Genomic DNA, 26,958 nt, shown 5'->3' on the forward strand with positions numbered 1-26,958 from the left:
GCAAGGTGATCGTTTGACGCTCTGCTTAGTTGTGAGCGTGCAGCGCTTCGTTCAGTTCGATAGCCGATTTGTGGGTTTTGCACTCCACGGCACCGGTTTCCGAATTGCGGCGGAACAACAGGTCAGGTTGACCGGCCAGTTCACGGGCTTTAACCACTTTGACCAGTTTGTTGTGCTCGTCCAGCAGCGCAACCTTGGTACCGGCTGTCACGTACAGGCCCGACTCAACGGTGTTGCGATCGCCCAGCGGGATGCCGATACCGGCGTTGGCGCCGATCAGGCAGCCTTCGCCAACCTTGATCACGATGTTGCCGCCGCCCGACAGGGTGCCCATGGTCGAGCAGCCGCCGCCCAGGTCCGAACCCTTGCCGACGAACACGCCAGCCGACACACGGCCTTCGATCATGCCCGGGCCTTCGGTGCCGGCGTTGAAGTTGACGAAACCTTCGTGCATCACGGTGGTGCCTTCGCCCACATAAGCGCCGAGGCGAATACGTGCCGCGTCAGCGATACGCACGCCAGCCGGTACCACGTAGTCGGTCATTTTCGGGAACTTGTCCACCGAGAACACTTCCAGCAGCTCGCCCCGCAGACGGGCTTCCAGTTGATGCTCGGCCAGTTCGGACAGGTCGATCGCACCCTGGCTGGTCCACGCTACGTTCGGCAGCAACGGGAAGATCCCGGCCAGGTTCAGGCCATGCGGCTTGACCAGGCGGTGGGACAGCAGGTGCAGTTTGAGGTAAGCCTCAGGCGTGGAGGTCAGTTGCGCGTCTTCGGCCAGCAGTGTGGCAACCAACGGCTTGTGGCTCTCGGCCAGACGGGTCAGCAGCGCAGCTTGTGCAGCGTCGACGCCTTTGAGCGCTTCAGCCAGTTGCGACGCCTGAGCGGTGCTGAAGGCGATGGCCTGATTGCCTTCGGTGTAGCCCAGAACCGGCGCAATGGCAGCGACCAGTTCGACCGAAGGGTTGAGCAGTGGCTGTGCGTAAAACACTTCCAGCCATGCGCCTTGACGGTTTTGAGTGCCGACACCAAAGGCCAGGCTGAACAGGGTAGTGGACATGTTGATACCTCTAACAAAATGGAACGGGCTGCCTTACTTGAGTGCGGCCGCGTAGATATCTGGCTTGAAGCCAATCAGGGTTCTGTCACCGAGATCGAGCACCGGGCGCTTGATCATCGAGGGTTGTGCGAGCATCAGTTCGATGGCTTTCGGCTGATCGAGATCGGCTTTGCGTTCGTCGTCGAGCTTGCGAAAGGTCGTGCCTGCACGGTTCAACACCACTTGCCAGCCGTGCTCCTCGCACCATTGGGTCAGGTGTTCACGGTCGATTCCAACCGTTTTGTAATCATGGAAGTCATAGCCGACAGCGTGTTCATCGAGCCAGGTGCGCGCCTTTTTCATGGTGTCGCAGGCTTTGATGCCGAAAAGGTGCAACGTTTTGCTTGAAACGGTCAAGGAATTGCCCCCTTTGCAGGTGCTGAAAATAAAAGGTGACGGATTATGCCATGACCGGACGGTTTCGCGTCGGCTGTGGTTGTTTTGCCAGGGCGATGCGACATTGGTGCAACGGTCAGCCCACAGTCTAAGCGGCTGATATGGCACTTCAATGTTGTCGATTGCCTGGGAACCCACGCTTTATGCAAACCGCCTGCACCGTCCTGATCCTGCTGATCCTGGTCGGCGTTTCACGCCTGATCGGACGGGTGATCCCGCTGCCGTTGCCTTTGATGCAAGTTGCCGCGGGCGCTCTGTTGGAGTGGTCGACGTTGGGCCTGCATGTGGCACTCGACCCGGAGTTATTCCTCTTTGTGTTCCTGCCTCCGCCATGCCCAAACGCGAGCTGTGGCGTTTGCGAGGTCCGATCCTGACGTTGGCAGTGGGGCCGGTGTTGTTTACGGTGGTCGGTGCCGGCTATTTCATTCATTGGTTATTGTCGAGCATTCCGCTACCGGTGGCGTTTGCGCTGGCGGCGGTTTTGTCGCCGACGGATGCCGTGGCCGTTTCGGCGATTTCCCGGAATCGTTTGCCGACCCGCTGATGCACATGCTCCAGGGCGAGGCGCTGATGAACGACGCTTCGGGTCTGGAGACTTTCAAATTTGCATTGGCTGCTGCCATGACGGGCGTGTTCTCGATGGCCAGCGCCAGTCTGACATTTGTCTTGGTCGCTGTCGGCGGTCTGGCTGTCGGTGTAGCCCGATGACAAACGTCGTAATGAAGTACGTGATGCCTGGCGCAAGACCGCTGAAGCGGCGATCCATGCGCTGGAAATCGAAGAAGCCAAGCCTGCGGATGCTGTGCAGGCGGCGCTCGCCGCTGAACTCAAGGCGCGAATCATGTCCGAGTATCGACATCAGTTGGACGTATTCAATGATTCGGCGGTCAGAGTTATGGATAAGTCTGCCGAGCAAACGCGATATCGCCTTCGCTGAGGTATTTGTTTTGAAGTTGCTCCCAATCGCCGAGGGTGGCGTCGTTCGTTACTTGATAATGCATCACGGAGTGTCGGTCATAGGGAGCGTAAGTCGCGTTATTATCTCGAGGGAGGGGGAATAAGTTGGCGTCTACTGCAGTCCTCGACATTCCATGGTTGGTTTGAAGTGCCTGATAAACTTTTTCCCTGTCCCAAGGAATATCCGCGTCAGGGTGTTGATGCTCGTGCAGGCGGCCCAGAGCGTGACCAAACTCATGGATCGCCACGGCGCTATAATTTTCATCGGTACTGTTGATTCCTAAACCCATGGTGACTTCATAGGCAGGAGTCGTTAATGCATCTGTGCCGATGCGGGAGAATGCCACCTTGTTGTAGTGGGGTGAGAGATCGATGCGAATATCACCTTCAAAGAGTTCGTCGTTATCACTGAGGTCGACGAATTCAAAATTAAGATTGACGTAAGGTGCCCATTGATTGATTGCATTTTTGACGGTGTCATAAAGTTCGTCGTTCAGCCGAAGGATGGCGATTTTCAGTGTTCTACCCGTAGCCCAGTACTTCGTGTGCGCGCCAATGCTTCGGGTTGGTCTATTTGATTTGCCTTGAGGTGAATTACTTTTTCGTTCTTGTGTAGCGGCTTCGTAAGAAGCCTGAGGGTTAATAGGTGTTTGAATGTCGCACGAAACAAACATGTTCATGGTTTATATCCTTATAAGCGGGATGAATGATAAGTGTGGTGATGTTTAAGCGGTCTTGTAGCGGTTGCTTGATGGGAGGTTAGTTGTTTGGCTGGAGAGGGTAAAGTTTAAAGCGGTTAACTAATGTTTCTTTCGTTAAAACCTGTACTGCATTGCACAGTACAGGCTTGGTTTGTGTTACTTGTGGCGTTGGATAAAAGCGCGAATACGTTCGGCCGCCTCAACACATTCGGCCAGCGGCGCGACAAGTGCCATGCGTACTCGGCCTGCGCCCGGATTAAAACCGTCAACGTCGCGCGACAGATAAGAGCCCGGCACCACGGTCACGTGTTCCTCGGCAAACAGATCACGGCAGAACGCCTCGTCATCACCTTCAACATTCGGCCACAAGTAAAAGCCGCCATCGGGCCGCTGCACGTCCATCACCGGGCCGAGGATCTCCAGCACCGCATCGTACTTCTCGCGATACAGCGCACGGTTGGCCCGTACATGCACTTCGTCATTCCATGCGGCAACGCTGGCCAGTTGCGTTTGAACCGGCATCGCACAGCCGTGGTAAGTGCGATACAGCAGGAAACCCTTGAGGATGTCTGCATCACCGGCCACAAAGCCTGAACGCAGGCCTGGCAGGTTGGAACGCTTGGACAGGCTATGGAACACCACGCAACGCTTGAAGTCTTTGCGACCCAGTTCCACACAGGCGCTGAGCAGGCCGGGTGGCGGGGTCTGTTCGTCGAAGTACAGTTCGCTGTAGCACTCATCCGCGGCAATCACGAAGTCGTATTCGTCGGCCAGGGCGATCAGTTTTTTCAGGGTTTCAACCGGGATCAGCGCGCCGGTCGGGTTGCCCGGCGAGCACAGGAACAGGATCTGGCAGCGCTTCCAGATGTCTGGCGAAACAGCGTCGAAATCCGGGTTGAAGCCGTTTTCATCCAGGCACGGCAGGTAATGCGGCTTGGCTCCGGCCAGGAACGCCGCGCCTTCATAGATCTGATAGAACGGGTTCGGGCTGACCACCAGCGCGTCTTCGCCACGGTTGACCACAGTCTGGGTGAACGCGAACAACGCTTCGCGGGTGCCGTTGACCGGCAGCACGTTGCGCGCCGGGTCGAGCCAGCCGTTCGGAACGCTGAAACGGCGTTCGCACCATGCGGCAATCGCTTCACGCAGGGCTGGGATGCCGAGGGTGGTCGGGTACACGGCCATCTGATCCAGATTGCTTGCCAGGGCTTCGGCGACAAAGCTTGGCGAGCGATGCTTCGGTTCGCCGATGGACAACGCGATGGCGCGTTTGTTCGGGTTTGGCGTGACGCTGCCGAGCAGGGCGCGGAGCTTTTCGAACGGGTAGGGCTGCAACTGGTTCAGAGCGTTGTTCATGGGGGCCTCGTTCAATGTGGGAGCGGGCCTGTGGCGAGGGGGCTTGCCCCCGTTGGGCTGCGAAGCAGCCCCAAATTCTCTGATGCACCAAAGATCTTGTGAGTGCTACGCACTCAAACGGGGGTAAGTCCCCTCGCCACAGGCGCTCCCACAGGGGGAAAATTGTTGATTCAGATGCTGATGCGCGAAAGTTTGATATCGGGTTCCTGGTTGACGCTCAGCTGTTCGACGATTGCATCCTGCAAACGGCTGCACAGCAACGGGTCGGATAGCGGCTGATTGTTTGCGTCGGTGATGAAGAACACGTCTTCCACACGCTCGCCCAAGGTGGCGATCTTGGCGTTCTGCAGCGACAGGTCGAACTCGAGGAAGATCGTGCCGATCCGCGCCAGCAACCCAGGACGGTCGGGTGCGCTGAGTTCCAGCACGGTCACCGGACGCTGCGCATCGTTGTGGATCGTCACCTGTGGCGCAAAGGCAAAGTGCTTGAGCTGACGCGGCACCCGACGCTGGATAATCGTTGGGTAGTTGTCCGGGTTGCGCAGGGCTTCGGTCAGGCCATCGCGGATCTGCTTGACCCGCGCCGGGTTGTCGCCGATCGAGTCGCCATCGGTGTCGAGCACGATATAGGTGTCGAGGGTGAACTGGCTGCTGGAGGTGATGACCCGGGCGTCGTGAATGTTCAGGTTGAGCTGGTCCATCGCCGCCACGGTCACGGCGAAGAAGTCGTGCTGGTCCGGCGCATAAATGAAGATCTGCGTACCGCCCTCGAATTCGCGCTGGGTGGTTTCCTTGATCAGCACCAGCGGGCCGCCGTCGGCCGGCTGCTGCAAGATCGCATCAGTGTGCCAGGCCACGTCGCCGGCGGTGTGACGCAGGAAGTAGTCATCGCCCAGTTGTGCCCACAACTGCTCGACGTCGTCCGGGTCGGTGCCGCCGCGTACCAGAATGTCCAGCGCTGCGCTTTGGGTCTGGCGGATCTGCTCTTCGCGATCCACCGGGTTTTCCAGGCCGCGACGCAAGGCGCGCTTGGTCTCGGTGTAGAGCTGGCGCAACAGGCTCGCGCGCCAGGAGTTCCACAGCGTCGGGTTGGTCGCGTTGATGTCGGCAACGGTCAGCACATACAGATAATCGAGGCGGGTTTCATCACCGACAATCTGTGCAAAATCGTGGATCACATGCGGGTCGGACAAGTCCTTGCGCTGGGCGGTGGTCGACATTACGAGATGGTTTTGCACCAGCCAGACGATCAGGCGGCTGTCCCAGATCGGCAACTGATGGCGTTGGCAAAAGGCTTCGGCATCCACTGCGCCGATTTCCGAGTGGTCGCCATGCCGGCCCTTGCCGATGTCGTGGTACAGGCCGGCCAGGTAAATCAACTCCGGCTTGGGCAGTTTGGCCATGAGCTTGCTGGCGAGCGGGAATTTTTCCGACACCTGGGTGTACTGCAACTTACGCAGATGCTTGATCAGGTTCAGGGTGTGCGCATCGACCGTATAGATGTGAAACAGGTCGTGCTGCATCTGTCCGACAATAAAGCCGAACTCCGGCAGATAACGCCCAAGAATCCCGTAACGGTTCATGCGCCGCAGGTTGCGGTGGATGCCGATCTTGCACTTGAACAATTCGATGAACAGGCTGGTATTGCGAATATCATTGCGGAAGTCGTCGTCGATCAGATGACGGTTCTCGCGCAGCAGGCGGATGGTATCGGCGCGTACGCCCTTGATTTCCGGCTGCTGGGCCATCAGCACGAAGATCTCGAGCATGGCGAATGGTGTGCGGCGGAACACATTGTTGTTGCGCGCCTCGATGTAGCCGTCGTGCAGCTGGAATCGCGAGTTGATCGGCTGCGGCGGTGCTTCGTCTTCGGGGGCCAGGATCACTTCTTCGAAGTGCTGGATGATCAGGTCGCTGAGCTGGGCAATGCTCATGACTACCCGGTAGTACTGTTGCATGAAGTTTTCGATGGCGTGCTTGGCGTCATTGCCCACGAAGCCCAGCAGCCCGGCAATCGTGCGCTGGTGATCGAACAGCAGACGGTCTTCGGAGCGGCCGGCGAGCATGTGCAGCGCGTAACGCACTTTCCACAAAAACTCCTGGGATGAGGCCAGCAGGGCGTTTTCGCTCTCCACTAGAAAACCTTCACCGGCCAGGGCCCGCAGGTTCAGGGTGCCGTACTCACGACGGGCGACCCACAGAATCGTCTGAATATCCCGCAGGCCACCGGGCGAGCCTTTGACGTTGGGTTCCAGGTTGTATTCGGTGTCGTTGTACTTGTGGTGACGGGCTTTCTGCTCGGCGCGCTTGGCCAGGAAGAACTCCTTGCTGGGCCACATGTGCGCGGTGCTGGTCACGTCCAGCATGCGCTGGCGTAGACGCTCGGGGCCGGCAATGGTGCGGCTTTCCATCAGGTTGGTGATCACCGTCAGGTCGGCGCGGGCTTCCTCGGCGCATTCATCCACTGAGCGAACGCTCTGGCCGACTTCCAGGCCAATGTCCCACAGCAACGTCAGAAAACGCTCGATGGAATCACGGAAAACTTCGTGATCGGCACCGTCCAGCAGGATCAGCAGGTCAATGTCGGAGTAGGGGTGCAACTCGCCACGACCGTAGCCGCCGACCGCGACCAGTGCGATGTCGGCATCGAAGCTCCAGTTGAACTGTTCCCAGGCCTTTTGCAGGATGTTATCGACGAACCAGGCACGATCCTCGATCAACCGTCGAATTTCCCGACCGGCGCGAAACCGCTCGTCGAGCACTTCGCGGGCCTGACGGATCGCCTTCTTGAAAGCAGCGATAGGGCTTGCCTTCAGGGCCAGTTCAGCCTGGAACTGGCCGCGGTCGAAGAGTTCGGGATCCACCTGCGGCATCGATTGGCTTTCCTTTCTATAAGGCTGGGAACGGAGCGGGCGGGATCAGGCCGAAACGCGCGGGATGGTGTCGTCGCTGCGCAGGGTGAAGATCTCGTAGCCGGTTTCGGTCACCAGCAGGGTGTGTTCCCATTGCGCCGACAACTTGCGGTCCTTGGTGATCGCGGTCCAGCCATCGCCCAGCACCTTGGTGTCGGCCTTACCCTGGTTGATCATCGGCTCGATGGTGAAGGTCATGCCGGCTTTCAGTTCCATGCCGGTGCCGGCACGGCCGTAGTGCAGGATCTGTGGTTCTTCGTGGAACACCTTGCCGATGCCGTGGCCGCAGAACTCGCGAACCACCGAGAAACCGTTCTTTTCCGCGTGCTTCTGGATCACTTCACCGATATCGCCCAGGCGGCAGCCGGGCTTGACCAGTTCGATGGCCTTGTACATGCACTCCTGAGTCACCTGGGATAGACGCTCGGCCCAGACCGGCACAGTGCCGACGTGGAACATGCGGCTGGTGTCGCCGTGGTAGCCGTCCTTGATCACCGTGACGTCGATGTTCAGTGTGTCGCCATCCTTAAGCGGCTTCTCGTTCGGGATGCCGTGGCAGACCACGTGGTTGATCGAGGTGCAGATCGACTTCGGAAAGCCTTTGTAGTTGAGCGGGGCAGGAATGGCTTTCTGCTCGTTGACGATGTAGTCGTGGCAGATGCGGTCCAGCTCTTCGGTGGTAACGCCCGGTTTGACATAATCGGCAATCATTTCCAGCACATCGGCGGCCAATTTGCCGGCGATCCGCATTTTTGCGATGTCCTCTGGGGTTTTGAGGGTGACGGTCATACAGGCTCTCTCTGCGCTCAGTGGCGCCTTCTAAAACGAAATGGGCACTGCGCGAACGATCGTCGCGGCCCTGAAAAACGCGATTCTACCAGACGATCAGGGCAAATCTGAGCTTCTGTGCATCGCTTCTCTCTATAGGATGGCGCATTCTTGGGGGATTCCAAGGGCGGGATCAAAAGCATTCGCCAGGTTTTCAGAATCCGGGTTCCGTTTTTTCCGGCCTTGTGATATAAAATGCGCCGCTTTCCGGGGATACCCTGAAAAGCTTAAATCCACACACGTGTCGACACGATGACCTGGGTGCCTTCAGCTGATGCTGCTGGTTGGTCATTGGGATACGTGGAGGCCAAACCCGACTTATTAAGGAACTATCATGTCCCAAGTCAACATGCGCGATATGCTGAAGGCCGGTGTGCACTTCGGTCACCAAACCCGTTACTGGAATCCGAAAATGGGTAAGTACATTTTCGGCGCGCGTAACAAGATTCACATCATCAACCTTGAAAAAACCCTGCCAATGTTCAACGAAGCTCTGACTTTCGTAGAGCGTCTGGCCCAGGGCAAAAACAAGATTCTGTTCGTCGGCACCAAGCGTTCCGCTGGCAAGATCGTTGCTGAAGAAGCAGCACGTTGCGGTTCGCCGTACGTCGATCACCGCTGGTTGGGCGGCATGCTGACCAACTTCAAAACCATCCGTGCTTCCATCAAGCGTCTGCGTGACCTTGAAGTGCAAGCCGAAGACGGTACTTTCGCCAAGCTGACCAAGAAAGAAGCGCTGATGCGCTCTCGCGATCTTGAGAAGCTGGATCGTTCCCTGGGTGGTATCAAGGACATGGGCGGTCTGCCAGACGCTCTGTTCGTTATCGACGTTGATCACGAGCGCATCGCGATCACCGAAGCCAACAAGCTGGGCATCCCGGTTATCGGCGTAGTCGATACCAACAGCAGCCCGGAAGGCGTTGACTACATCATCCCAGGCAACGATGACGCAATCCGCGCTATCCAGCTGTACATGGGTTCGATGGCTGACGCTGTTATCCGTGGTCGCAACAATGTTGCTGGCGGCACTGTAGAGTTCGCAGCTGAAGAAACTCAGGCTGCAGCTGAGTAATTGACGCCCTGGCGTTGACTCAGTAAGCAAAAAGGGGGCTTGGCCCCCTTTTTGCCACCTCGAAAACCATTTGTCGGCGCCCACTGCTTTATCTGTAACGTGCGGCAGCTAACAAGGGTGGTTCGGGAAGAATTGATCGCCCGTTCGATCGGGTGGAATGGTTGAAAACCTATCCAAGAGGAATTTGAAAATGGCAGAGATTACTGCAGCGTTGGTCAAAGAACTGCGCGAGCGTACCGGCGAAGGCATGATGGACTGCAAAAAGGCCTTGACCAAGGCTGGCGGCGACATCGAAAAAGCCATTGATGACATGCGCGCTTCGGGCGCCATCAAGGCTGCCAAGAAAGCCGGCAACGTTGCCGCTGAAGGCGCAATCGCTCTCAAGGAAGACGGTAAATCCGCCGTCCTGCTGGAAGTGAACTCGCAGACCGACTTCCTGGCTCTGCAGGACGACTTCAAGGCATTTGTCGCTGCCAGCATTGAAAAAGCGTTCGCTGACAAACTGACCGATGCTGCTCCGCTGATCGAAGCGCGTGAAGCTGATCGTCTGGTTCTGGTTGGCAAGGTTGGCGAAAACGTCAATATTCGTCGCCTGGCTCGCGTTGAAGGCGATGTTGTTGGTGGCTACCTGCACGGCAACAAGATTGGTGTTGCGGTTGTTCTCAAGGGCGGCGACGTTGAGCTGGCCAAAGACATCGCTATGCACGTAGCGGCTACCAATCCTGAATTCCTGCTGCCGTCGGAAGTTTCCGCTGAAGCGATCGAGCGCGAGAAGGGCGTGTTCCTGACCCTCAACGCTGACAAGATCGCCGGCAAGCCAGAAAACATCGTTGAAAACATGGTCAAAGGCCGTATCAGCAAGTTCCTGGCTGAAGCGAGCCTGGTTGAGCAGGCGTTCGTCAAGAACCCTGAAATCAAGGTCGGCGAACTGGCCAAGAAAGCCGGTGCTGAAATCGTTTCTTTCACCTACTTCAAAGTAGGCGAAGGCATCGAGAAGCCAGTAGACAACTTCGCAGAAGAAGTTGCTGCCCAGCTGGCTGCCAGCAAGCAATAAGACGGTTTTTTAACTGTCGCCCTGAAGAGGCTGCCCGCTTACGCGCGCAGCCTCTTTTCAGATGGGGTTGCCAATTTTATTTGGTTTCCCTTTGGAACTGGCTTACAAAGCCATGTTCCGATGGCGCTGAAGCAGTGCCAAGCTAGAGTGAACGCCAGCTGTAAACAGCTCGCAAAGAATTTTTAAAATACGCCGCAGGAGAGATTCGCAATGGCTCAGCAGGGCAGTGGTTATCAGGCTCGCTATAAACGCATTCTACTCAAGCTTAGCGGCGAGGCCCTGATGGGCTCGGAAGAGTTCGGGATCGATCCGAAAGTTCTGGATCGCATGGCACTGGAAGTTGGCCAGCTGGTTGGCATCGGTGTTCAGGTCGGTCTGGTGATCGGCGGGGGTAACCTGTTCCGCGGCGCAGCGCTCAGCGCAGCCGGCATGGATCGGGTCACTGGCGACCACATGGGCATGCTGGCCACTGTGATGAACGCCCTGGCGATGCGCGATGCGCTGGAACGTGCCAATATCTCGGCCATCGTGATGTCGGCCATTTCCATGGTTGGCGTGACCGATCACTATGATCGCCGCAAAGCCATGCGCCACCTGAACTCCAAGGAAGTCGTGATTTTCGCGGCCGGTACTGGCAATCCGTTCTTCACTACGGACTCGGCTGCTTGCCTGCGCGCAATCGAAATCGATGCCGATGTGGTGCTCAAGGCAACGAAGGTTGATGGCGTCTACACCGCTGACCCGTTCAAAGACCCGCATGCCGAGAAGTTCGATCATCTGACCTACGATGAAGTGCTGGATCGCAAGCTGGGTGTGATGGATCTGACGGCCATTTGCCTGTGTCGCGACCACAAGATGCCGCTGCGCGTGTTTAATATGAACAAACCCGGTGCCCTGTTGAACATCGTACATGGCGGCGCTGAAGGAACCCTGATCGAGGAAGTTCAACAATGATCAACGAAATCAAGAAAGACGCTAAAGAGCGCATGCAGAAATCCGTAGAATCGCTGGCGCACAACTTCGGTCGTATCCGTACCGGCCAGGCGCACCCAAGCATTCTGGAAGGCGTGATGGTTCCGTACTACGGCGCCGACACTCCGATCAAGCAAGTGGCGAACATCACCGTTAAAGACGCCCGTACCCTGCAAGTCGTTGCCTTCGAACGCAACATGCTGGGCGCGGTCGATAAGGCCATCGGTAGCGCTGGCCTGAACCTCAACCCGACCAACCTGGGTGAGTTGCTGCTGATCTCCATGCCAGCCCTGACCGAAGAAACCCGCCGGGGCTTCACCAAGCAGGCTCGTGATGTAGCTGAAGATGCCCGTGTTGCCGTGCGCAACATCCGTCGCGATGCAAACAGCTCGCTGAAGGATCTGGTCAAGGAAAAGGAAATCAGCGAAGACGAAGAGCGTCGCGCCACTGGCGAGATCGACGATCTGACCAAGAAATTCGTGGCTGAAATCGACGCTAAGTTGGCGGAAAAAGAAAAAGACCTGATGGCCGTATAAGGGTCGAGTTTCAAATGGACAAGACCAAGCAGACTGCGCCGTCCGCGGTGCCGCGCCATGTCGCGATCATCATGGATGGTAATAATCGTTGGGCGAAAAAACGCTTTATGCCGGGTGTCGCCGGGCATAAAGCGGGTGTGGATGCTGTTCGTGCGGTCATCGAGGTGTGTGCGGAGTCCGGGGTTGAGGTATTGACCCTGTTTGCATTCTCCAGTGAGAACTGGCAGCGCCCGGCCGATGAGGTCAGTGCCTTGATGGATCTGTTCTTCAGGGCGCTGCGTCGCGAGGCCAAGCGCCTGAACGACAACAACATCAGTTTGCGCATCATCGGCGACCGTTCGCGTTTTCATCCGGAGCTTCAAGCAGCCATGCGTGAAGCCGAGGCGATGACCGCCGGCGCCAACCGCTTTATCCTGCAGATCGCCGCCAACTACGGCGGTCAGTGGGACATCGCGCAAGCCGCGCAACGTCTGGCGCGCGAAGTTCAGGCCGGGCATCTGCGCCCGGAAGACATCACTCCCGAACTGTTGCAAACCTGTCTGGCGACCGGCGATCTGCCGTTGCCGGACTTGTGCATCCGTACCGGCGGCGAGCATCGCATCAGTAACTTCCTGCTGTGGCAACTGGCTTACGCCGAGTTGTACTTCTCCGACCTGTTCTGGCCGGACTTCAAACACGACGCCATGCGCAATGCGCTGGCCGATTTCGCTTCTCGCCAGCGTCGCTTCGGTAAAACGAGCGAGCAGGTCGAGTCTGGAGCCCGGGTTTAATGCTTAAACAACGAATCATCACGGCACTGATTCTGCTGCCGATTGCCCTGTGCGGGTTTTTCCTGCTCGAAGGGTCCGGTTTTGCGCTGTTCATCGGGCTGGTGGTGACGCTGGGGGCATGGGAATGGGCACGCCTGGCAGGTTTTGCTGCCCAGGCGATCCGAATTGCTTTTGCGGCTGTGGTCGCGCTGATGCTGTTTGTCATGCACATCCTGCCGGGGCTCGCGCCTTGGGTGCTGGGCGCCTCGGTGCTCTGGTGGGGCGTGGCCACCTATCTGGTGCTGACTTATCCACGGTCCAGCGAACACTGGGCCAGTGCTGCCTGCAAACTGGCGATCGGTTTGTTGATTCTATTGCCGGCCTGGCAAGGTCTGATCCTGATCAAGCAGGAGCCCTTGGGCAACTGGCTGATCATGGCCGTGATGGTGCTGGTCTGGGGCGCCGATATCGGTGCGTACTTTTCCGGCCGGGCCTTCGGCAAGCGCAAGCTGGCGCCACAGGTCAGCCCTGGCAAGAGCTGGGAGGGTGTGTACGGCGGCTTGCTGTTGAGCCTGGTGATCACGGCAATCGTCGGTTTTGCGCGGGACTGGAGTTTCGCTCAGATGCTGATGGGCCTGTTCGGTGCTGCGATCATCGTGTTCATTTCGGTGGTGGGCGACCTCACCGAAAGCATGTTCAAGCGCCAGTCTGGGATCAAGGACAGCAGTAATCTGCTGCCGGGACACGGCGGTGTACTGGACCGCATCGACAGCCTGACAGCGGCGATTCCGGTGTTCGCCGTGCTGCTGTGGATGGCGGCATCGTGAGTCGCCCACAACAGATTACCGTGCTGGGGGCGACCGGCTCGATTGGTCTGAGCACTCTCGACGTCATCGCCCGTCACCCCGAGCGCTATCAGGTATTCGCCTTGAGCGGTTTCACTCGTTTGAGAGAGCTGCTGGCGCTGTGCGTGCGTCATGTGCCACGTTTCGCGGTCGTGCCGGAATCTGGCGCTGCCCGAGGCTTGCAGGACGAGTTACGTGCGGCTGGCCTGTCGACCCGTGTTCTGGTGGGAGAGGAGGGCTTGTGTCAGGTCGCCTCGGATCCAGAAGTCGATGCGGTGATGGCGGCGATCGTCGGGGCGGCGGGTTTGCGTCCGACTCTGGCGGCGGTCGAGGCTGGCAAAAAGATTCTTTTGGCTAATAAAGAAGCGCTGGTGATGTCCGGTGCGCTGTTCATGCAGGCCGTGCGTAAAAGCGGTTCGGTACTGCTGCCGATCGATAGCGAACACAACGCGATTTTCCAGTGCATGCCGCAGGATTTCTCCCGTGGCTTGGGCGCGGTCGGTGTACGCCGGATTTTACTGACAGCCTCTGGTGGCCCGTTCCGGCAGACGCCCCTGGCCGAGCTGGCGCATGTTACCCCCGAGCAAGCGTGTGCTCACCCGAATTGGTCCATGGGGCGCAAGATTTCGGTGGATTCGGCCAGCATGATGAACAAAGGGCTCGAGCTGATCGAGGCCTGCTGGCTGTTCGACGCTACGCCCTCTCAGGTCGAAGTGGTGATTCACCCGCAAAGCGTGATTCATTCGCTGGTGGACTATATCGATGGTTCGGTGCTGGCGCAGTTGGGCAATCCGGATATGCGCACGCCGATTGCCAATGCCCTGGCCTGGCCAGAGCGGATTGACTCGGGTGTTGCGCCGTTGGACCTGTTCGCCATCGCTCGCCTGGATTTCCAGGCGCCCGATGAAGAGCGTTTCCCTTGCCTGCGCCTTGCACGTCAAGCCGCCGAGGCTGGTAACAGCGCGCCGGCGATGCTCAATGCCGCGAATGAAGTGGCTGTGGCGGCCTTTCTCGACGGACGGGTTCGCTATCTGGAAATCGCGAGTATTATCGAGGAAGTATTGAACCTCGAGCCTGTGGTTGCGGTTGATGATCTCGAGGCAGTGTTTACGGCCGATGCGAAAGCACGGGTGCTGGCCGGGCAATGGTTGAGTCGTCACGGGCGATAAGTGCTGCAATACGTTGGCCCATGCAGCACCGATAGGATTGCGGAGAAAGTAGATGAGCGCGCTCTATATGATTGTCGGCACCCTGGTAGCGCTGGGCGTGCTGGTCACCTTCCACGAATTCGGCCATTTCTGGGTCGCACGTCGCTGTGGGGTCAAAGTGCTGCGTTTCTCCGTGGGCTTCGGCATGCCACTGTTGCGCTGGCACGACAGCAAAGGCACTGAATTCGTGGTCGCCGCCATCCCGCTGGGTGGCTATGTGAAAATGCTCGACGAGCGCGAAGGCGAGGTTCCGGCCGATCAGCTCGATCACGCCTTCAATCGCAAATCCGTCCGTCAGCGTATTGCCATCGTGGCGGCCGGTCCGATCGCCAACTTCCTGTTGGCAATGGTGTTTTTCTGGGCATTGGCAATGCTGGGTAGCAATCAGGTGCGCCCGGTTATCGGCGCGGTCGAATCCGGCAGTATCGCCTCCAGGGCAGGTTTGAGCCCGGGGCAGGAAATTATTGCCATCGATGGCGAGCCGACTTCCGGCTGGGCTGCGGTGAACCTGCAACTGGTCCGCCGCCTGGGCGAGAGCGGTTCCCTTCAAGTGCTGGTCCGCGAGCAGGGTTCCACCGTAGATTCGCCTCGTGAGTTGGTGTTGGACAAGTGGCTCAAGGGTGCTAACGAGCCGGATCCTATTCACTCGCTGGGTATTCGCCCCTGGCGTCCGGCATTGCCGCCGGTGCTGGCTGAAATTGATCCGAAAGGGCCGGCGAAGGCTGCGGGTCTGAAGGCCGGTGACCGCCTGTTGGCCCTTGATGGCAGGGCACTGGATGACTGGCAGCAAGTAGTCGACATCGTCCGTTTGCATCCGGATACCAAAATCATGCTGCGCGTTGAGCGCGACGGTGCTCAAATCGACGTCCCGGTGACGCTGGCCACGCGCGGCGAGAGCAAGGCACCCAGTGGTTATCTGGGCGCAGGGGTGAAAGCGGTCGATTGGCCACCAGAGATGATTCGCGAAGTCAGTTACGGTCCGGTGGCCGCCATTGGGGAGGGTGCTCGACGCACCTGGACCATGAGCGTACTGACCCTCGACTCGCTCAAGAAAATGTTGTTCGGCGAGCTCTCGGTAAAAAACTTGAGTGGACCGATAACCATTGCTAAAGTGGCGGGCGCTTCTGCCCAGTCGGGCGTCGCTGATTTCCTGAATTTCCTTGCTTATCTGAGTATTAGCCTGGGTGTTCTGAATTTGCTGCCCATTCCTGTACTGGATGGGGGGCATTTGTTGTTTTATCTGATCGAGTGGGCGCGTGGTCGTCCCTTGTCGGATCGGGTGCAAGGTTGGGGGATACAGATCGGTATCAGTTTGGTGGTCGGGGTGATGTTGCTTGCTCTGGTCAATGATCTGGGTCGACTGTAACGCTTCGCTGAATTGCGAATCTGCCGCATTTTGCGGCAGTTTTTATTGCCAGTTGGAATAAGAAAGGACTTCATGAAACGTCTGCTGCTAACTGCGGTTCTCACCGTATTGATGATCGCCGAAGTTCACGCCGAGTCCTTCACTATCTCTGATATTCGCGTCAATGGCCTCCAGCGGGTCTCCGCGGGTAGTGTCTTTGGTGCCTTGCCGTTGAACGTCGGCGAGCAGGCGGATGATCGTCGCCTGGTGGAATCCACTCGTGCGCTGTTCAAAACCGGGTTCTTTCAAGATATCCAGCTGGGCCGTGAAGGCAACGTCCTGGTCATCACTGTAGTCGAGCGTCCGTCGGTCGCCAGTATCGAGATCGACGGCAACAAGGCGATCTCCACTGAAGACCTGATGAAGGGCCTCAAACAGTCCGGTCTGGCCGAAGGCGAGATCTTCCAGCGCGCCACCCTCGAAGGTGTGCGTAACGAACTGCAGCGTCAATACGTCGCTCAGGGCCGCTACTCGGCTACCGTCGACACCGAAGTGGTGCCACAGCCGCGTAACCGCGTCGCCCTGAAGGTCAACATCAACGAAGGCACCGTTGCCGCGATCCAGCACATCAACGTGGTGGGCAACACTGTCTTCCCTGATGAAGACCTGATCGACCTGTTCGAACTCAAGACCAGCAACTGGCTGTCGTTCTTCAAGAACGATGACAAGTACGCCCGTGAAAAACTCTCCGGTGACCTGGAGCGTCTGCGCTCCTATTACCTGGACCGTGGCTATATCAATATGGATATCGCTTCGACCCAGGTGTCCATCACCCCGGACAAGAAACACGTCTATATCACCGTCAACGTTAACGAAGGCGAGAAGTACACCGTTCGTGACGTGAAACTCAGCGGCGACCTGAAAGTGCCTGAAGACCAGGTCAAGTCCCTGCTGCTGGTTCAGAAAGGCCAGGTGTTCTCGCGCAAGCTGATGACCACCACCTCCGAACTGATCACCCGCCGCCTGGGTAACGAGGGTTACACCTTCGCTAACGTCAACGGCGTGCCTCAGCCTCACGATGAAGACCACACGGTCGATATCACGTTCGCTGTCGATCCGGGCAAGCGTGCTTACGTGAACCGCATCAACTTCCGTGGCAACACCAAGTCCGAAGACGAAGTGCTGCGCCGTGAAATGCGTCAGATGGAAGGCGGCTGGGCTTCGACCTACCTGATCGACCAATCCAAGACCCGCCTGGAACGTCTGGGCTTCTTCAAGGAAGTCAACGTCGAAACGCCGGCCGTGCCGGGTGTCGATGATCAGGTTGACGTGAACTACAGCGTTGAAGAGCAGGCTTCCGGTTCGATTACCGCCAGCGTCGGTTTTGCCCAGAGCGCCGGTCTGATCCTTGGTGGTTCGATCACTCAGAACAACTTCCTGGGTACCGGTAACAAGGTCAGCATCGGCTTGACTCGCAGTCAGTATCAAAGCCGTTATAACTTCGGTTATGTCGACCCCTACTGGACAGCTGACGGTGTGAGCCTGGGTTACAACGCTTTCTATCGTACGACCGACTACAAAGACCTCGATGTCAACGTAGCCAGCTACGCCGTAGACAGCCTGGGTGCGGGCGTGAGCGTTGGTTATCCGATCAGCGAGACTTCGCGTCTGACATTTGGTTTGTCTGCGCAACAAGACAAGATCAAGACGGGTCTTTACACCGTCGACGAAATCTTCGACTTCGTTAACAAGGAAGGCGATCAGTACCTCAACTTCAAGGCATCGGCAGGTTGGTCAGAGTCCACCTTGAACAAAGGTGTACTGGCGACCCGTGGTCACTCCCAGAGCTTGACCGCAGAAGCTACGACGCCAGGCAGCGACTTGTCGTTCTTCAAGCTCGATTACCGCGGTCAATTGTTCCAGCCGCTGTCTGAAAACTACACCATGCGCCTCCACACCGAGCTGGGTTATGGCGATGGTTATGGTTCGACCGACGGCTTGCCGTTCTATGAAAACTACTATGCTGGTGGTTTCAACTCGGTTCGTGGCTTCAAGGACAGCACCCTCGGGCCTCGCAGTACGCCGAGCCGGGCTGTGAACCCTGGCACCGCAGTCGACCCGGACCAGGATCCACTACCGTTTGGTGGTAACGTCCTGATTCAGGGTGGTGTAGAAGTTCTATTCCCTCTGCCGTTCGTGAAAGATCAGCGTTCCTTGCGCACTTCGGTATTCTGGGACGTGGGTAATGTGTTCGATTCGACTTGCAAGCAGAGCACTAACGCCGATGGTTCCAAGTCCAACACTCAGTGTAACGACGTCAGCCTGAGCAATATGGCCAGTTCGGTGGGTGTCGGTGTGACATGGGTTACCGCCCTTGGTCCGTTGAGCTTCGCCTTGGCGATGCCAGTCAAAAAACCGGACAGCAATGCCGAGACTCAAGTGTTCCAATTCTCCCTCGGCCAGACGTTCTAAGCGTCTGACCCAAGATAATGACAATGGATTTTGTAGGAGTGCATCGTGCGTAAGTTGACTCAATTGGTTCTCCTGGCGACCGTGTTGGTTGCAGGTCCGGCTTTTGCCGACATGAAAATCGCCGTTCTGAACTATCAGATGGCACTGCTGGAATCCGATGCGGCGAAGAAATACGCCGTGGATGCCGAGAAAAAATTCGGCCCGCAACTGACCAAGCTCAAGAGCCTGGAAAGCAGCGCCAAGGGTATCCAGGACCGTCTGATGGCCGGTGGCGACAAAATGCAGCAAGGCGAGCGTGAGCGCCTGGAGCTCGAGTTCAAGCAAAAGGCCCGTGATTTCCAGTTCCAGTCCAAGGAACTGAACGAAGCCAAAGCCGTTGCCGACCGTGAAATGCTGAAGCAGCTCAAGCCGAAACTGGACAGCGCTGTGGAAGAAGTCATCAAGAAAGGTGCTTATGACCTGGTCTTCGAGCGTGGCGCAGTGATTGATGTCAAGCCTCAGTACGACATCACTCGCCAGGTTATCGAGCGCATGAATCAGCTGAAGTAACCCATGACAGCGACTATAAAGCTCGGCCAGTTGGCCGAGTTCCTCGGCGCCACCTTACGTGGCGACCCGGCGAAAGAAATTACTGGGCTGGCCACTTTGCAAGAGGCTGGCCCAGCTCAGTTGAGCTTTCTGGCAAATCCTCAATACCGTAAATACCTGGCTGACAGTCAGGCCGCAGCCGTGTTGCTGAAGGCCGCTGACGCAGAAGGTTTTGCCGGTGATGCGCTGGTGGTGGCTGATCCATATCTGGCCTATGCGCGCATTTCCCATCTGTTCGATCCCAAGCCCAAGGCGCCGGCCGGTATTCATCCGACAGCGGTAGTGGCAGCGGATGCGGTGGTCGATCCGGCGGCGAGCATCGGTGCCTTTGCGGTCATCGAAAGTGCAGCGCGTATTGGCGCCGGTGTGACCGTTGGTGCGCATTGCTTCATCGGTGCACGCTGCGAAATTGGCGAGGGCGGCTGGTTGGCCCCGCGCGTTACGCTGTACCACGACGTGCGCATCGGCAAACGGGTGGTGATTCAATCCGGTGCCGTGCTCGGTGGTGAAGGCTTCGGTTTTGCCAACGAGAAAGGTGTCTGGCAGAAAATTGCCCAGGTCGGCGGCGTCTCGATCGGAGACGACGTGGAGATAGGCGTAAATACCGCTATCGATCGCGGCGCGCTGGCCGATACCGTCATTGGTAATGGTGTGAAGCTCGACAACCAGATTCAGATTGCCCACAACGTCCAGGTCGGTGACCACACTGCCATGGCCGCGTGCGTGGGAATTTCCGGCAGCACCAAAATCGGCAAGCATTGCATGCTCGCCGGTGGCGTAGGGCTGGTGGGGCATATCGACATTTGCGACAACGTTTTCCTGACCGGGATGACCATGGTGACCCACTCGATTACCGAGCCGGGCTCCTATTCTTCCGGTACGGCGATGCAACCGGCAGCCGAATGGCGCAAAAGCGCGGCACGTATCCGTCAGCTCGATGACATCGCGCGACGTCTGCGACAGCTGGAAAAGCGTGTAGGGGACGTGACCCCTGACGGTAATGCTTCATCAGATGGCTGATACCATTTCCATATCAAGTGTGCACAGCCGCTAGACTGCCTCCCTTGATTTGCTAGAGGAGTGCGCGTCAGTCGCGCGCTCCCAATCTTTACATAGGCTTCCCCCCGAAATGATGGACATCAACGAGATTCGCGAATACCTGCCTCACCGTTACCCGTTCCTGCTGGTGGACCGGGTCGTGGATCTGGATGTGGAAGGCAAGCGCATTCGCGCCTACAAGAATGTCAGCATCAACGAACCGTTCTTCAATGGTCACTTCCCTGCGCATCCAATCATGCCGGGCGTACTGATCATCGAAGCGATGGCTCAGGCTGCCGGGATCCTTGGTTTCAAAATGCTCGACGTGAAACCGGCCGATGGCACGCTTTACTACTTCGTCGGCTCCGACAAACTGCGCTTCCGTCAGCCTGTGCTGCCGGGCGATCAATTGATCCTTGAAGCCAAGTTCATCAGCTGCAAGCGTCAGATCTGGAAGTTCGAATGCCAGGCTTCGGTCGATGGCAAGCCAGTCTGCTCCGCTGAAATCATCTGTGCGGAACGCAAACTATGAGTTTGATTGACCCTCGCGCAATCATCGATCCGACGGCCATCCTGGCCGACGACGTCGAAGTCGGCCCTTGGTCGATCGTCGGCGCAGGTGTGGAAATCGGCGAGGGAACAGTGATCGGGCCGCATGTGATTCTCAAGGGCCCGACCCGAATCGGTAAGCACAACCGCATCTACCAGTTTTCTTCGGTAGGTGAGGACACGCCCGATTTGAAATATAAGGGCGAGGAAACCCGTCTGGTCATCGGTGACCACAACGTCATCCGCGAAGGCGTGACGATTCACCGCGGGACCATTCAGGATCGTTCGGAAACGACCCTGGGCGATCACAACCTGATCATGGCCTATGCCCACATCGGTCACGACAGCGTTATCGGCAATCATTGCATCCTGGTCAACAACACCGCGTTGGCGGGCCATGTGCACGTTGAAGACTGGGCGATCCTGTCCGGCTTCACCCTGGTTCACCAGTATTGCCACATTGGCGCCCACAGCTTTTCCGGCATGGGCACAGCCATTGGCAAAGACGTTCCAGCGTACGTCACGGTATTCGGCAACCCGGCCGAAGCCCGCAGCATGAACTTCGAAGGCATGCGCCGTCGCGGTTTCAGCGAAGATGCGATCCACGCGCTGCGTCGTGCCTACAAGGTGGTTTACCGCCAGGGCCTGACGGTCGAGCAAGCGCTCGCCGAGCTGGCCGAACCCTCGCTGCAGTTCCCGGAGGTCGCGGTGTTCCGTGATTCCATCCAGTCTTCGACCCGCGGCATCACCCGCTAATCATGGCCAATCTGCGTATTGCGCTGGTAGCGGGTGAGGCTTCCGGTGACATTCTGGGCGCAGGTCTCATGCGTGCGCTCAAGTCACAGCATCCGGCGGTCGAGTTCATCGGTGTCGGCGGTCCGCTGATGCAGGCCGAAGGCCTGACTTCCTATTTCCCGATGGAACGCCTTTCTGTCATGGGGCTGGTGGAAGTGCTGGGCCGTTTGCGCGAGCTGTTGGCCCGTCGCAAAAAGCTGGTTGCGGACCTGATCGCCGAGAAGCCGGACGTGTTCATCGGTATCGATGCCCCGGACTTCAACCTTAATATCGAACTCAAGCTGCGTCAGGCCGGGATCAAGACTGTGCATTACGTCAGCCCGTCGGTCTGGGCCTGGCGACAGAAGCGGGTGCTGAAGATTCGCGAAGGTTGCGACCTGATGCTGACGCTGTTCCCGTTCGAAGCTAAATTTTATGAAGAGAAGGGCGTGCCGGTACGGTTTGTCGGGCACTCCCTGGCCGATGCGATCCCGCTTGAGGCCGATCGCGCCGCCGCGCGGGCCGAACTCGGTTTGCCGGACGGGCCGTTGGTCGCCCTGATGCCGGGCAGCCGCGGCGGTGAAGTCGGACGCCTCGGTGCGCTGTTCCTCGACACTGCCCAGCGCCTGCGGGCCATGCGTCCGGGCGTGCGGTTCGTCATGCCGTGCGCCAACCCGGAACGCCGGGCCCAGCTTGAAGAGTTGCTGGCCGGTCGCGATCTGCCGCTGACCTTGCTCGACGGCAAATCCCATCTGGCGCTGGCGGCGTGCGATGCGGTGTTAATCGCTTCGGGAACCGCCACGCTGGAAGCATTGCTGTACAAGCGGCCGATGGTGGTCGCTTATCGCTTGGCGCCGCTGACGTTCTGGATTCTCAAACGGATGGTGAAGAGTCCCTACGTCTCGTTGCCGAATCTGCTGGCCCAGCGCCTGCTGGTGCCGGAGTTGTTGCAGGACGATGCGACAGTCGAAGCCCTGGCCCAGACTCTGTCGCCGCTGATCGAGGGTGGCGAGGAGCAGACCCGGGGCTTTGACGAAATCCACCGAACCCTGCGCCTGGACGCCTCCAATCAGGCAGCGGACGCGGTACTGAACCTGATTGGCAGGGCACAATGAGCAAAGCAAGTAGGCAGATGGGCCTGGATTTTATGTTGGTCGATGAAGTTGAAGATCTGGTGGCGGGTGTTGATGAAGTCGGTCGCGGCCCGCTGTGCGGTGCCGTGGTGACGGCGGCGGTGATCCTCGATCCGAGCCGGCCGATCCTTGGCCTCAACGATTCGAAGAAGCTCACCGAAGCCCGCCGCGAAAAGCTCTACGACGAGATTTGCGAAAAAGCCCTGAGCTGGTGCATCGCTCGCGCCGAAGTCGAAGAAATCGACGAGTTGAACATTCTCCATGCCACCATGCTGGCCATGCAGCGTGCGGTCGAGGGCCTGCACATTCAGCCGAAACTGGCGATGATCGACGGCAACCGGTGCCCGAAACTCTCGATGCGCGCCGAAGCGGTGGTGCAAGGCGACAGCAAAGTGCCGGCCATCGCTGCGGCGTCGATTCTGGCCAAGGTCAGTCGTGATCGTGAAATGGCGGCGTTCGAGCTGATTTACCCGGGTTACGGCATCGGTGGCCACAAAGGCTACCCGACGCCCGTTCATCTGGAAGCGCTGACGCGTCTGGGGCCGACACCGATTCACCGCCGCTCGTTCGCCCCGGTACGCCTGGCGTATGAAGCGCGGGAAAACCTGATCGAGGGTTAGTCGCAGGCTGATGTTTTACTCAAGGCCCGGTACAATCCGGGCCTTGTTGTCTTCACGTTTCTAGTTTCTAGACAGGATCACTATGCCGGCTTCATTCGTTCATCTACGCCTGCACACTGAATATTCCCTGGTCGACGGTCTGGTGCGGATCAAACCGCTGGTCAAGACCCTGGTCGGTATGAACATGCCTGCCGTGGCGGTCACTGACCAGAACAACATGTGTTCCCTGGTCAAATTCTATAAAGCCGCCATGGGTGCCGGGATCAAGCCGATCTGTGGCGCCGACCTGTGGCTGTCGAACAAGGATCCGGACAACCCCTTGAGCCGGATCAGCCTGCTGGCGATGAACGCCACGGGTTATCGCAACCTTACCGAACTGATCTCCCGCGGTTTCATCGACGGCCAGCGCAATGGCTCGATCATCATCGAGCGCGAGTGGGTGGCCGAAGCCAGCGAAGGCTTGATCATGCTGTCGGCGGCGAAAGAGGGTGAGATCGGTCTGGCGATGCTCGGCGGCAATCCGGACGAAGCCGAAACCCTGGCTCGCGAGTGGATGGCGGTGTTCCCGGATCGTTTCTACCTGGAAATCCAGCGCACCAACCGCCCCAACGACGAAGAGCAACTGCACGGCGCCGTGGCCCTGGCCGAGAAACTCGGCGCGCCGCTGGTGGCGACCAACGACGTGCGCTTTATCAAGCAGGAAGACTTCGAAGCCCACGAAACCCGCGTTTGCATCGGTGAGGGCCGTGCCCTCGACGATCCGCGGCGTTCGAAGAATTACAGCGATCAGCAATACCTCAAAAGCGCCGAGGAAATGGCCGAGCTGTTCAGCGACCTGCCTGAGGCGCTGGAGAACACGGTCGAGATCGCCAAGCGCTGCAACATCGAAGTGAAGCTGGGCAAGCACTTCCTGCCCAACTTCCCGATTCCCGATGGCATGACCATCGACGAGTATTTCCGCAAGGTTTCCTTCGACGGGCTGGAAGAGCGTCTCACCGTTCTGCTGCCCAAAGACACCACCGAAGACTACGAAGCCAAGCGTCAGGTGTATGTCGACCGGCTGAATTTCGAGCTGGATATCATCATCCAGATGGGGTTCCCCGGTTACTTCCTGATCGTGATGGACTTTATCCAGTGGGCCAAGAACAACGGCGTGCCGGTGGGACCTGGCCGTGGGTCGGGTGCCGGGTCGCTGGTGGCCTATGTGCAGAAGATCACCGACCTCGACCCGCTGGAATATGACCTGCTGTTCGAACGTTTCCTTAACCCGGAACGGGTTTCCATGCCCGACTTCGACGTTGACTTCTGCATGGACGGTCGCGACCGCGTGATTGATTACGTGGCCGAGAAATACGGCCGTAACGCGGTAAGCCAGATCATCACCTTCGGTTCCATGGCGGCCAAGGCTGTGGTCCGTGACGTGGCGCGGGTGCAGGGCAAGTCCTACGGCCTGGCGGATCGTCTGTCGAAGATGATTCCGTTCGAAGTCGGCATGACCCTGGAAAAAGCCTACGAACAGGAAGAAATCCTGCGCGACTTCATCAAGGTCGATGAAGAGGCCGCGGAAATCTGGGAAATGGCGCGCAAGCTCGAAGGCGTTGTGCGTAACGTCGGCAAGCACGCCGGTGGTGTGGTAATCGCACCGACCAAACTGACCGATTTCTCGCCGATCTATTGCGACGAAGCGGGCGACGGTCTGGTAACCCAGTTCGACAAGGACGACGTCGAGGCTGCCGGTCTGGTGAAGTTCGACTTCCTGGGGCTGCGGACCCTGACGATCATCGACTGGGCGCTGAAAACCATCAACCGCGACCGCGCCAAGGTCAACGAACCGCCGCTGGACATCGCGTTCATCCCGCTGGACGACAAACCGACTTACACGCTGCTGCAAAAAGCCGAAACCACTGCGGTGTTCCAGCTCGAGTCGCGCGGCATGAAAGAGCTGATCAAAAAGCTCAAGCCCGACTGCCTGGAAGACTTGATCGCACTGGTGGCCCTGTTCCGTCCGGGCCCGTTGCAATCAGGCATGGTTGACGACTTCATCAACCGTAAGCACGGTCGCGCCGAACTCGCGTACCCGCACTCGGACTACCAGTACGAAGGCCTCAAGCCGGTATTGGCACCGACTTACGGCATCATCCTGTATCAGGAACAGGTGATGCAGATTGCCCAGGTCATGGCCGGTTACACCCTCGGCGGCGCGGACATGCTGCGTCGAGCCATGGGTAAGAAAAAACCCGAAGAAATGGCCAAGCAGCGCGGCGGTTTCATTGAAGGTTGCGCCACCAACAATATCGACGCTGACCTTGCCGGTAACATTTTTGACCTGGTAGAAAAATTCGCCGGTTACGGCTTCAACAAATCCCACTCCGCTGCCTATGGCCTGGTGTCGTACCAGACCGCGTGGCTGAAAGCCCACTACCCGGCGCCGTTCATGGCTGCGGTACTGTCGGCGGATATGCACAACACCGACAAGGTCGTGACCTTGATCGAAGAAGTGCGGACCATGAAGCTGCGCCTCGACGCGCCGGACGTGAACACCTCGGAGTTCAAGTTCACGGTGAACGACGAAGGCCGCATCATTTACGGTCTGGGCGCGATCAAGGGCGTGGGCGAAGGCCCGGTCGAAGCGATTACCGAGGCGCGGGAAGACGGGCCGTTCAAGGATCTGTTCGATTTTTGCGCGCGGGTCGACCTCAAGCGCATCAATAAACGAACCCTCGACGGCTTGATCCGCAGTGGTGCCCTGGACCGCCTTGGCCCGTACTTCCACGATGAGCAGAAAGCCTATCAGGCCAACATCGACCGCAACCGAGCGGTGTTGTTGACGGCCATGGAAGAGGCGATCAAGGCTGCTGAACAGACCGCTCGTACCCACGACAGTGGGCATGCCGATCTGTTTGGCGGTCTGTTCGTTGAAGAAGACGCCGACGTCTACGCCAATCACCGCAAGGCCAAGGAACTGACCCTCAAGGAACGCCTGAAAGGCGAGAAAGACACCTTGGGCCTGTACCTCACCGGCCACCCGATCGACGAATACGAAGGCGAGATTCGTCGCTTTGCCCGTCAGCGCATCATCGACCTGAAGCCGGCTCGCGATACGCAGACCGTCGCGGGGATGATCATCGCCCTGCGAGTGATGAAGAACAAAAAGGGCGACAAGATGGGCTTCATCACCCTCGACGACCGCTCCGGGCGGATCGAAGCCTCGTTGTTCGCCGATGCGTTCCATTCCGCGCAGTCGCTGTTGCAGACCGATGCGATGGTGGTGGTCGAAGGCGAAGTCAGCAACGACGACTTCTCCGGCGGCCTGCGGTTGCGGGTCAAGCGGGTGATGAGCATGGAAGATGCGCGCACCAACCTGGCCGAAAGCCTGCGCCTGAAGTTGCATGCCAAGGATTTGAAAGGTGATCAGCTACGCTGGCTGGGTGAGCTGTTCAAGCGCCACCGCGGCGCGTGCCCGATCACCATGGAGTACACCAGTCCCGATGCGAAGGCTTTGTTGCAGTTCGGCGAGACTTGGCGAATCGACCCGGCGGATGCCTTGATTCAAGCCCTGCGTGACCAGTTCGGGCGAGACAACGTCTTCCTCCAATACCGTTGACGGTCAGGCGCCATTCCTTGCCATTGGAACGCGCCTGATCCCGACCCGAATTTTTAATCTCGACCTGAACGCGCCTGTCCCTTAAGGTAGGGCGCGAATAGACAACCGGCCGGCCCAAGCTCTCTTGGACGCGACCCTAGACGGACGCCT

General features: G+C 58.3%; 22 protein-coding genes and 1 pseudogene. 17 read left to right on the top strand and 6 right to left on the bottom strand.

The window, feature by feature from the left end; all coding sequences use genetic code 11:
* Nucleotides 1-25: 25 nt before the first annotated feature.
* Nucleotides 26-1,060, bottom strand: a complete 1,035-nt coding sequence (gene dapD, locus PMI21_RS06900; protein ID WP_007940488.1) for a 2,3,4,5-tetrahydropyridine-2,6-dicarboxylate N-succinyltransferase — start codon at nucleotides 1,058-1,060, stop codon at nucleotides 26-28.
* A 33-nt stretch (nucleotides 1,061-1,093) separates the two neighbouring features.
* Nucleotides 1,094-1,456: an ArsC family reductase gene (locus tag PMI21_RS06895; protein ID WP_007940489.1), complete on the bottom strand. Its 363-nt coding sequence runs from the start codon at nucleotides 1,454-1,456 to the stop codon at nucleotides 1,094-1,096.
* A gap of 182 nt (nucleotides 1,457-1,638) precedes the next feature.
* Between PMI21_RS06895 and PMI21_RS29945 the strand changes: the two are divergent.
* Nucleotides 1,639-2,197 (top strand): annotated as a pseudogene (locus PMI21_RS29945) (cation:proton antiporter domain-containing protein); the annotation flags it as partial.
* Between the two features lie 191 nt (nucleotides 2,198-2,388).
* On the opposite strand, the gene PMI21_RS06890 reads toward PMI21_RS29945, so the two are convergent.
* From PMI21_RS06890 to map, 4 genes are all read right to left on the bottom strand, one after another.
* Nucleotides 2,389-3,132: a M12 family metallopeptidase gene (locus PMI21_RS06890; RefSeq protein WP_007940495.1), complete on the bottom strand. Its 744-nt coding sequence runs from the start codon at nucleotides 3,130-3,132 to the stop codon at nucleotides 2,389-2,391.
* A gap of 177 nt (nucleotides 3,133-3,309) precedes the next feature.
* Nucleotides 3,310-4,509 (bottom strand): succinyldiaminopimelate transaminase, encoded by a 1,200-nt coding sequence (dapC, locus tag PMI21_RS06885; RefSeq protein WP_007940496.1) that lies wholly within the window; start codon nucleotides 4,507-4,509, stop codon nucleotides 3,310-3,312.
* 170 nt (nucleotides 4,510-4,679) lie between these two features.
* Nucleotides 4,680-7,382: a [protein-PII] uridylyltransferase gene (locus tag PMI21_RS06880; RefSeq protein WP_007940497.1), complete on the bottom strand. Its 2,703-nt coding sequence runs from the start codon at nucleotides 7,380-7,382 to the stop codon at nucleotides 4,680-4,682.
* Between the two features lie 45 nt (nucleotides 7,383-7,427).
* Nucleotides 7,428-8,210, bottom strand: a complete 783-nt coding sequence (map, locus tag PMI21_RS06875; protein WP_007940499.1) for a type I methionyl aminopeptidase — start codon at nucleotides 8,208-8,210, stop codon at nucleotides 7,428-7,430.
* A 373-nt stretch (nucleotides 8,211-8,583) separates the two neighbouring features.
* On the opposite strand from map, the gene rpsB reads away from it, so the two are divergent.
* The 16 genes from rpsB (at nucleotide 8,584) to dnaE (ending at nucleotide 26,808) form a co-directional block, all read left to right on the top strand.
* Complete coding sequence (rpsB, locus tag PMI21_RS06870; RefSeq protein ID WP_003222119.1) at nucleotides 8,584-9,321, top strand: 30S ribosomal protein S2; 738 nt, start codon at nucleotides 8,584-8,586, stop codon at nucleotides 9,319-9,321.
* A gap of 190 nt (nucleotides 9,322-9,511) precedes the next feature.
* Nucleotides 9,512-10,375 carry a translation elongation factor Ts gene (gene tsf / locus PMI21_RS06865; protein ID WP_007940500.1) on the top strand — a complete coding sequence of 288 codons (864 nt, stop codon included), beginning with the start codon at nucleotides 9,512-9,514 and terminating at the stop codon, nucleotides 10,373-10,375.
* A 210-nt stretch (nucleotides 10,376-10,585) separates the two neighbouring features.
* Nucleotides 10,586-11,329: a UMP kinase gene (gene pyrH / locus PMI21_RS06860; RefSeq protein ID WP_003198235.1), complete on the top strand. Its 744-nt coding sequence runs from the start codon at nucleotides 10,586-10,588 to the stop codon at nucleotides 11,327-11,329.
* The gene (gene frr / locus PMI21_RS06855) at nucleotides 11,326-11,883 is read left to right on the top strand and encodes a ribosome recycling factor (protein WP_007940501.1); all 558 of its coding nucleotides are present in this window, start codon (nucleotides 11,326-11,328) and stop codon (nucleotides 11,881-11,883) included. The genes pyrH and frr overlap by 4 nt, the downstream gene beginning before the upstream one ends.
* A gap of 14 nt (nucleotides 11,884-11,897) precedes the next feature.
* The gene (uppS, locus tag PMI21_RS06850; protein ID WP_007940503.1) at nucleotides 11,898-12,653 is read left to right on the top strand and encodes a polyprenyl diphosphate synthase; all 756 of its coding nucleotides are present in this window, start codon (nucleotides 11,898-11,900) and stop codon (nucleotides 12,651-12,653) included.
* Entirely contained in the window at nucleotides 12,653-13,459 is an 807-nt protein-coding gene (locus tag PMI21_RS06845) for a phosphatidate cytidylyltransferase (RefSeq protein ID WP_007940504.1), read from the top strand. The genes uppS and PMI21_RS06845 overlap by 1 nt, the downstream gene beginning before the upstream one ends.
* Nucleotides 13,456-14,646 carry a 1-deoxy-D-xylulose-5-phosphate reductoisomerase gene (gene ispC, locus PMI21_RS06840; RefSeq protein WP_007940505.1) on the top strand — a complete coding sequence of 397 codons (1,191 nt, stop codon included), beginning with the start codon at nucleotides 13,456-13,458 and terminating at the stop codon, nucleotides 14,644-14,646. Before PMI21_RS06845 ends, ispC begins: the two co-directional genes overlap by 4 nt.
* A 52-nt stretch (nucleotides 14,647-14,698) precedes the next feature.
* Nucleotides 14,699-16,051, top strand: coding sequence for a sigma E protease regulator RseP (rseP, locus tag PMI21_RS06835; protein ID WP_007940506.1), 1,353 nt, complete (start codon nucleotides 14,699-14,701; stop codon nucleotides 16,049-16,051).
* Between the two features lie 72 nt (nucleotides 16,052-16,123).
* Nucleotides 16,124-18,502 carry an outer membrane protein assembly factor BamA gene (gene bamA, locus PMI21_RS06830; protein ID WP_007940507.1) on the top strand — a complete coding sequence of 793 codons (2,379 nt, stop codon included), beginning with the start codon at nucleotides 16,124-16,126 and terminating at the stop codon, nucleotides 18,500-18,502.
* 45 nt (nucleotides 18,503-18,547) lie between these two features.
* Entirely contained in the window at nucleotides 18,548-19,051 is a 504-nt protein-coding gene (locus PMI21_RS06825) for an OmpH family outer membrane protein (protein WP_007940508.1), read from the top strand.
* Between the two features lie 3 nt (nucleotides 19,052-19,054).
* Entirely contained in the window at nucleotides 19,055-20,110 is a 1,056-nt protein-coding gene (lpxD, locus tag PMI21_RS06820) for a UDP-3-O-(3-hydroxymyristoyl)glucosamine N-acyltransferase (RefSeq protein WP_007940510.1), read from the top strand.
* Nucleotides 20,111-20,219: 109 nt separating this feature from the next.
* The gene (fabZ, locus tag PMI21_RS06815; RefSeq protein ID WP_007940511.1) at nucleotides 20,220-20,660 is read left to right on the top strand and encodes a 3-hydroxyacyl-ACP dehydratase FabZ; all 441 of its coding nucleotides are present in this window, start codon (nucleotides 20,220-20,222) and stop codon (nucleotides 20,658-20,660) included.
* Nucleotides 20,657-21,433, top strand: coding sequence for an acyl-ACP--UDP-N-acetylglucosamine O-acyltransferase (gene lpxA, locus PMI21_RS06810; protein WP_007940512.1), 777 nt, complete (start codon nucleotides 20,657-20,659; stop codon nucleotides 21,431-21,433). The genes fabZ and lpxA overlap by 4 nt, the downstream gene beginning before the upstream one ends.
* A 2-nt stretch (nucleotides 21,434-21,435) precedes the next feature.
* On the top strand, nucleotides 21,436-22,566 hold the full coding sequence (gene lpxB / locus PMI21_RS06805) for a lipid-A-disaccharide synthase (RefSeq protein ID WP_007940513.1): 1,131 nt from the start codon (nucleotides 21,436-21,438) through the stop codon (nucleotides 22,564-22,566).
* Nucleotides 22,563-23,204: a ribonuclease HII gene (gene rnhB, locus PMI21_RS06800; protein WP_007940514.1), complete on the top strand. Its 642-nt coding sequence runs from the start codon at nucleotides 22,563-22,565 to the stop codon at nucleotides 23,202-23,204. Before lpxB ends, rnhB begins: the two co-directional genes overlap by 4 nt.
* An 82-nt stretch (nucleotides 23,205-23,286) precedes the next feature.
* Entirely contained in the window at nucleotides 23,287-26,808 is a 3,522-nt protein-coding gene (gene dnaE, locus PMI21_RS06795; RefSeq protein ID WP_007940515.1) for a DNA polymerase III subunit alpha, read from the top strand.
* The last annotated feature ends 150 nt before the right edge of the window (nucleotides 26,809-26,958 follow it).

Source organism: Pseudomonas sp. GM18 (genome assembly GCF_000282195.1).
Classification (GTDB): Bacteria; Pseudomonadota; Gammaproteobacteria; order Pseudomonadales; family Pseudomonadaceae; genus Aquipseudomonas.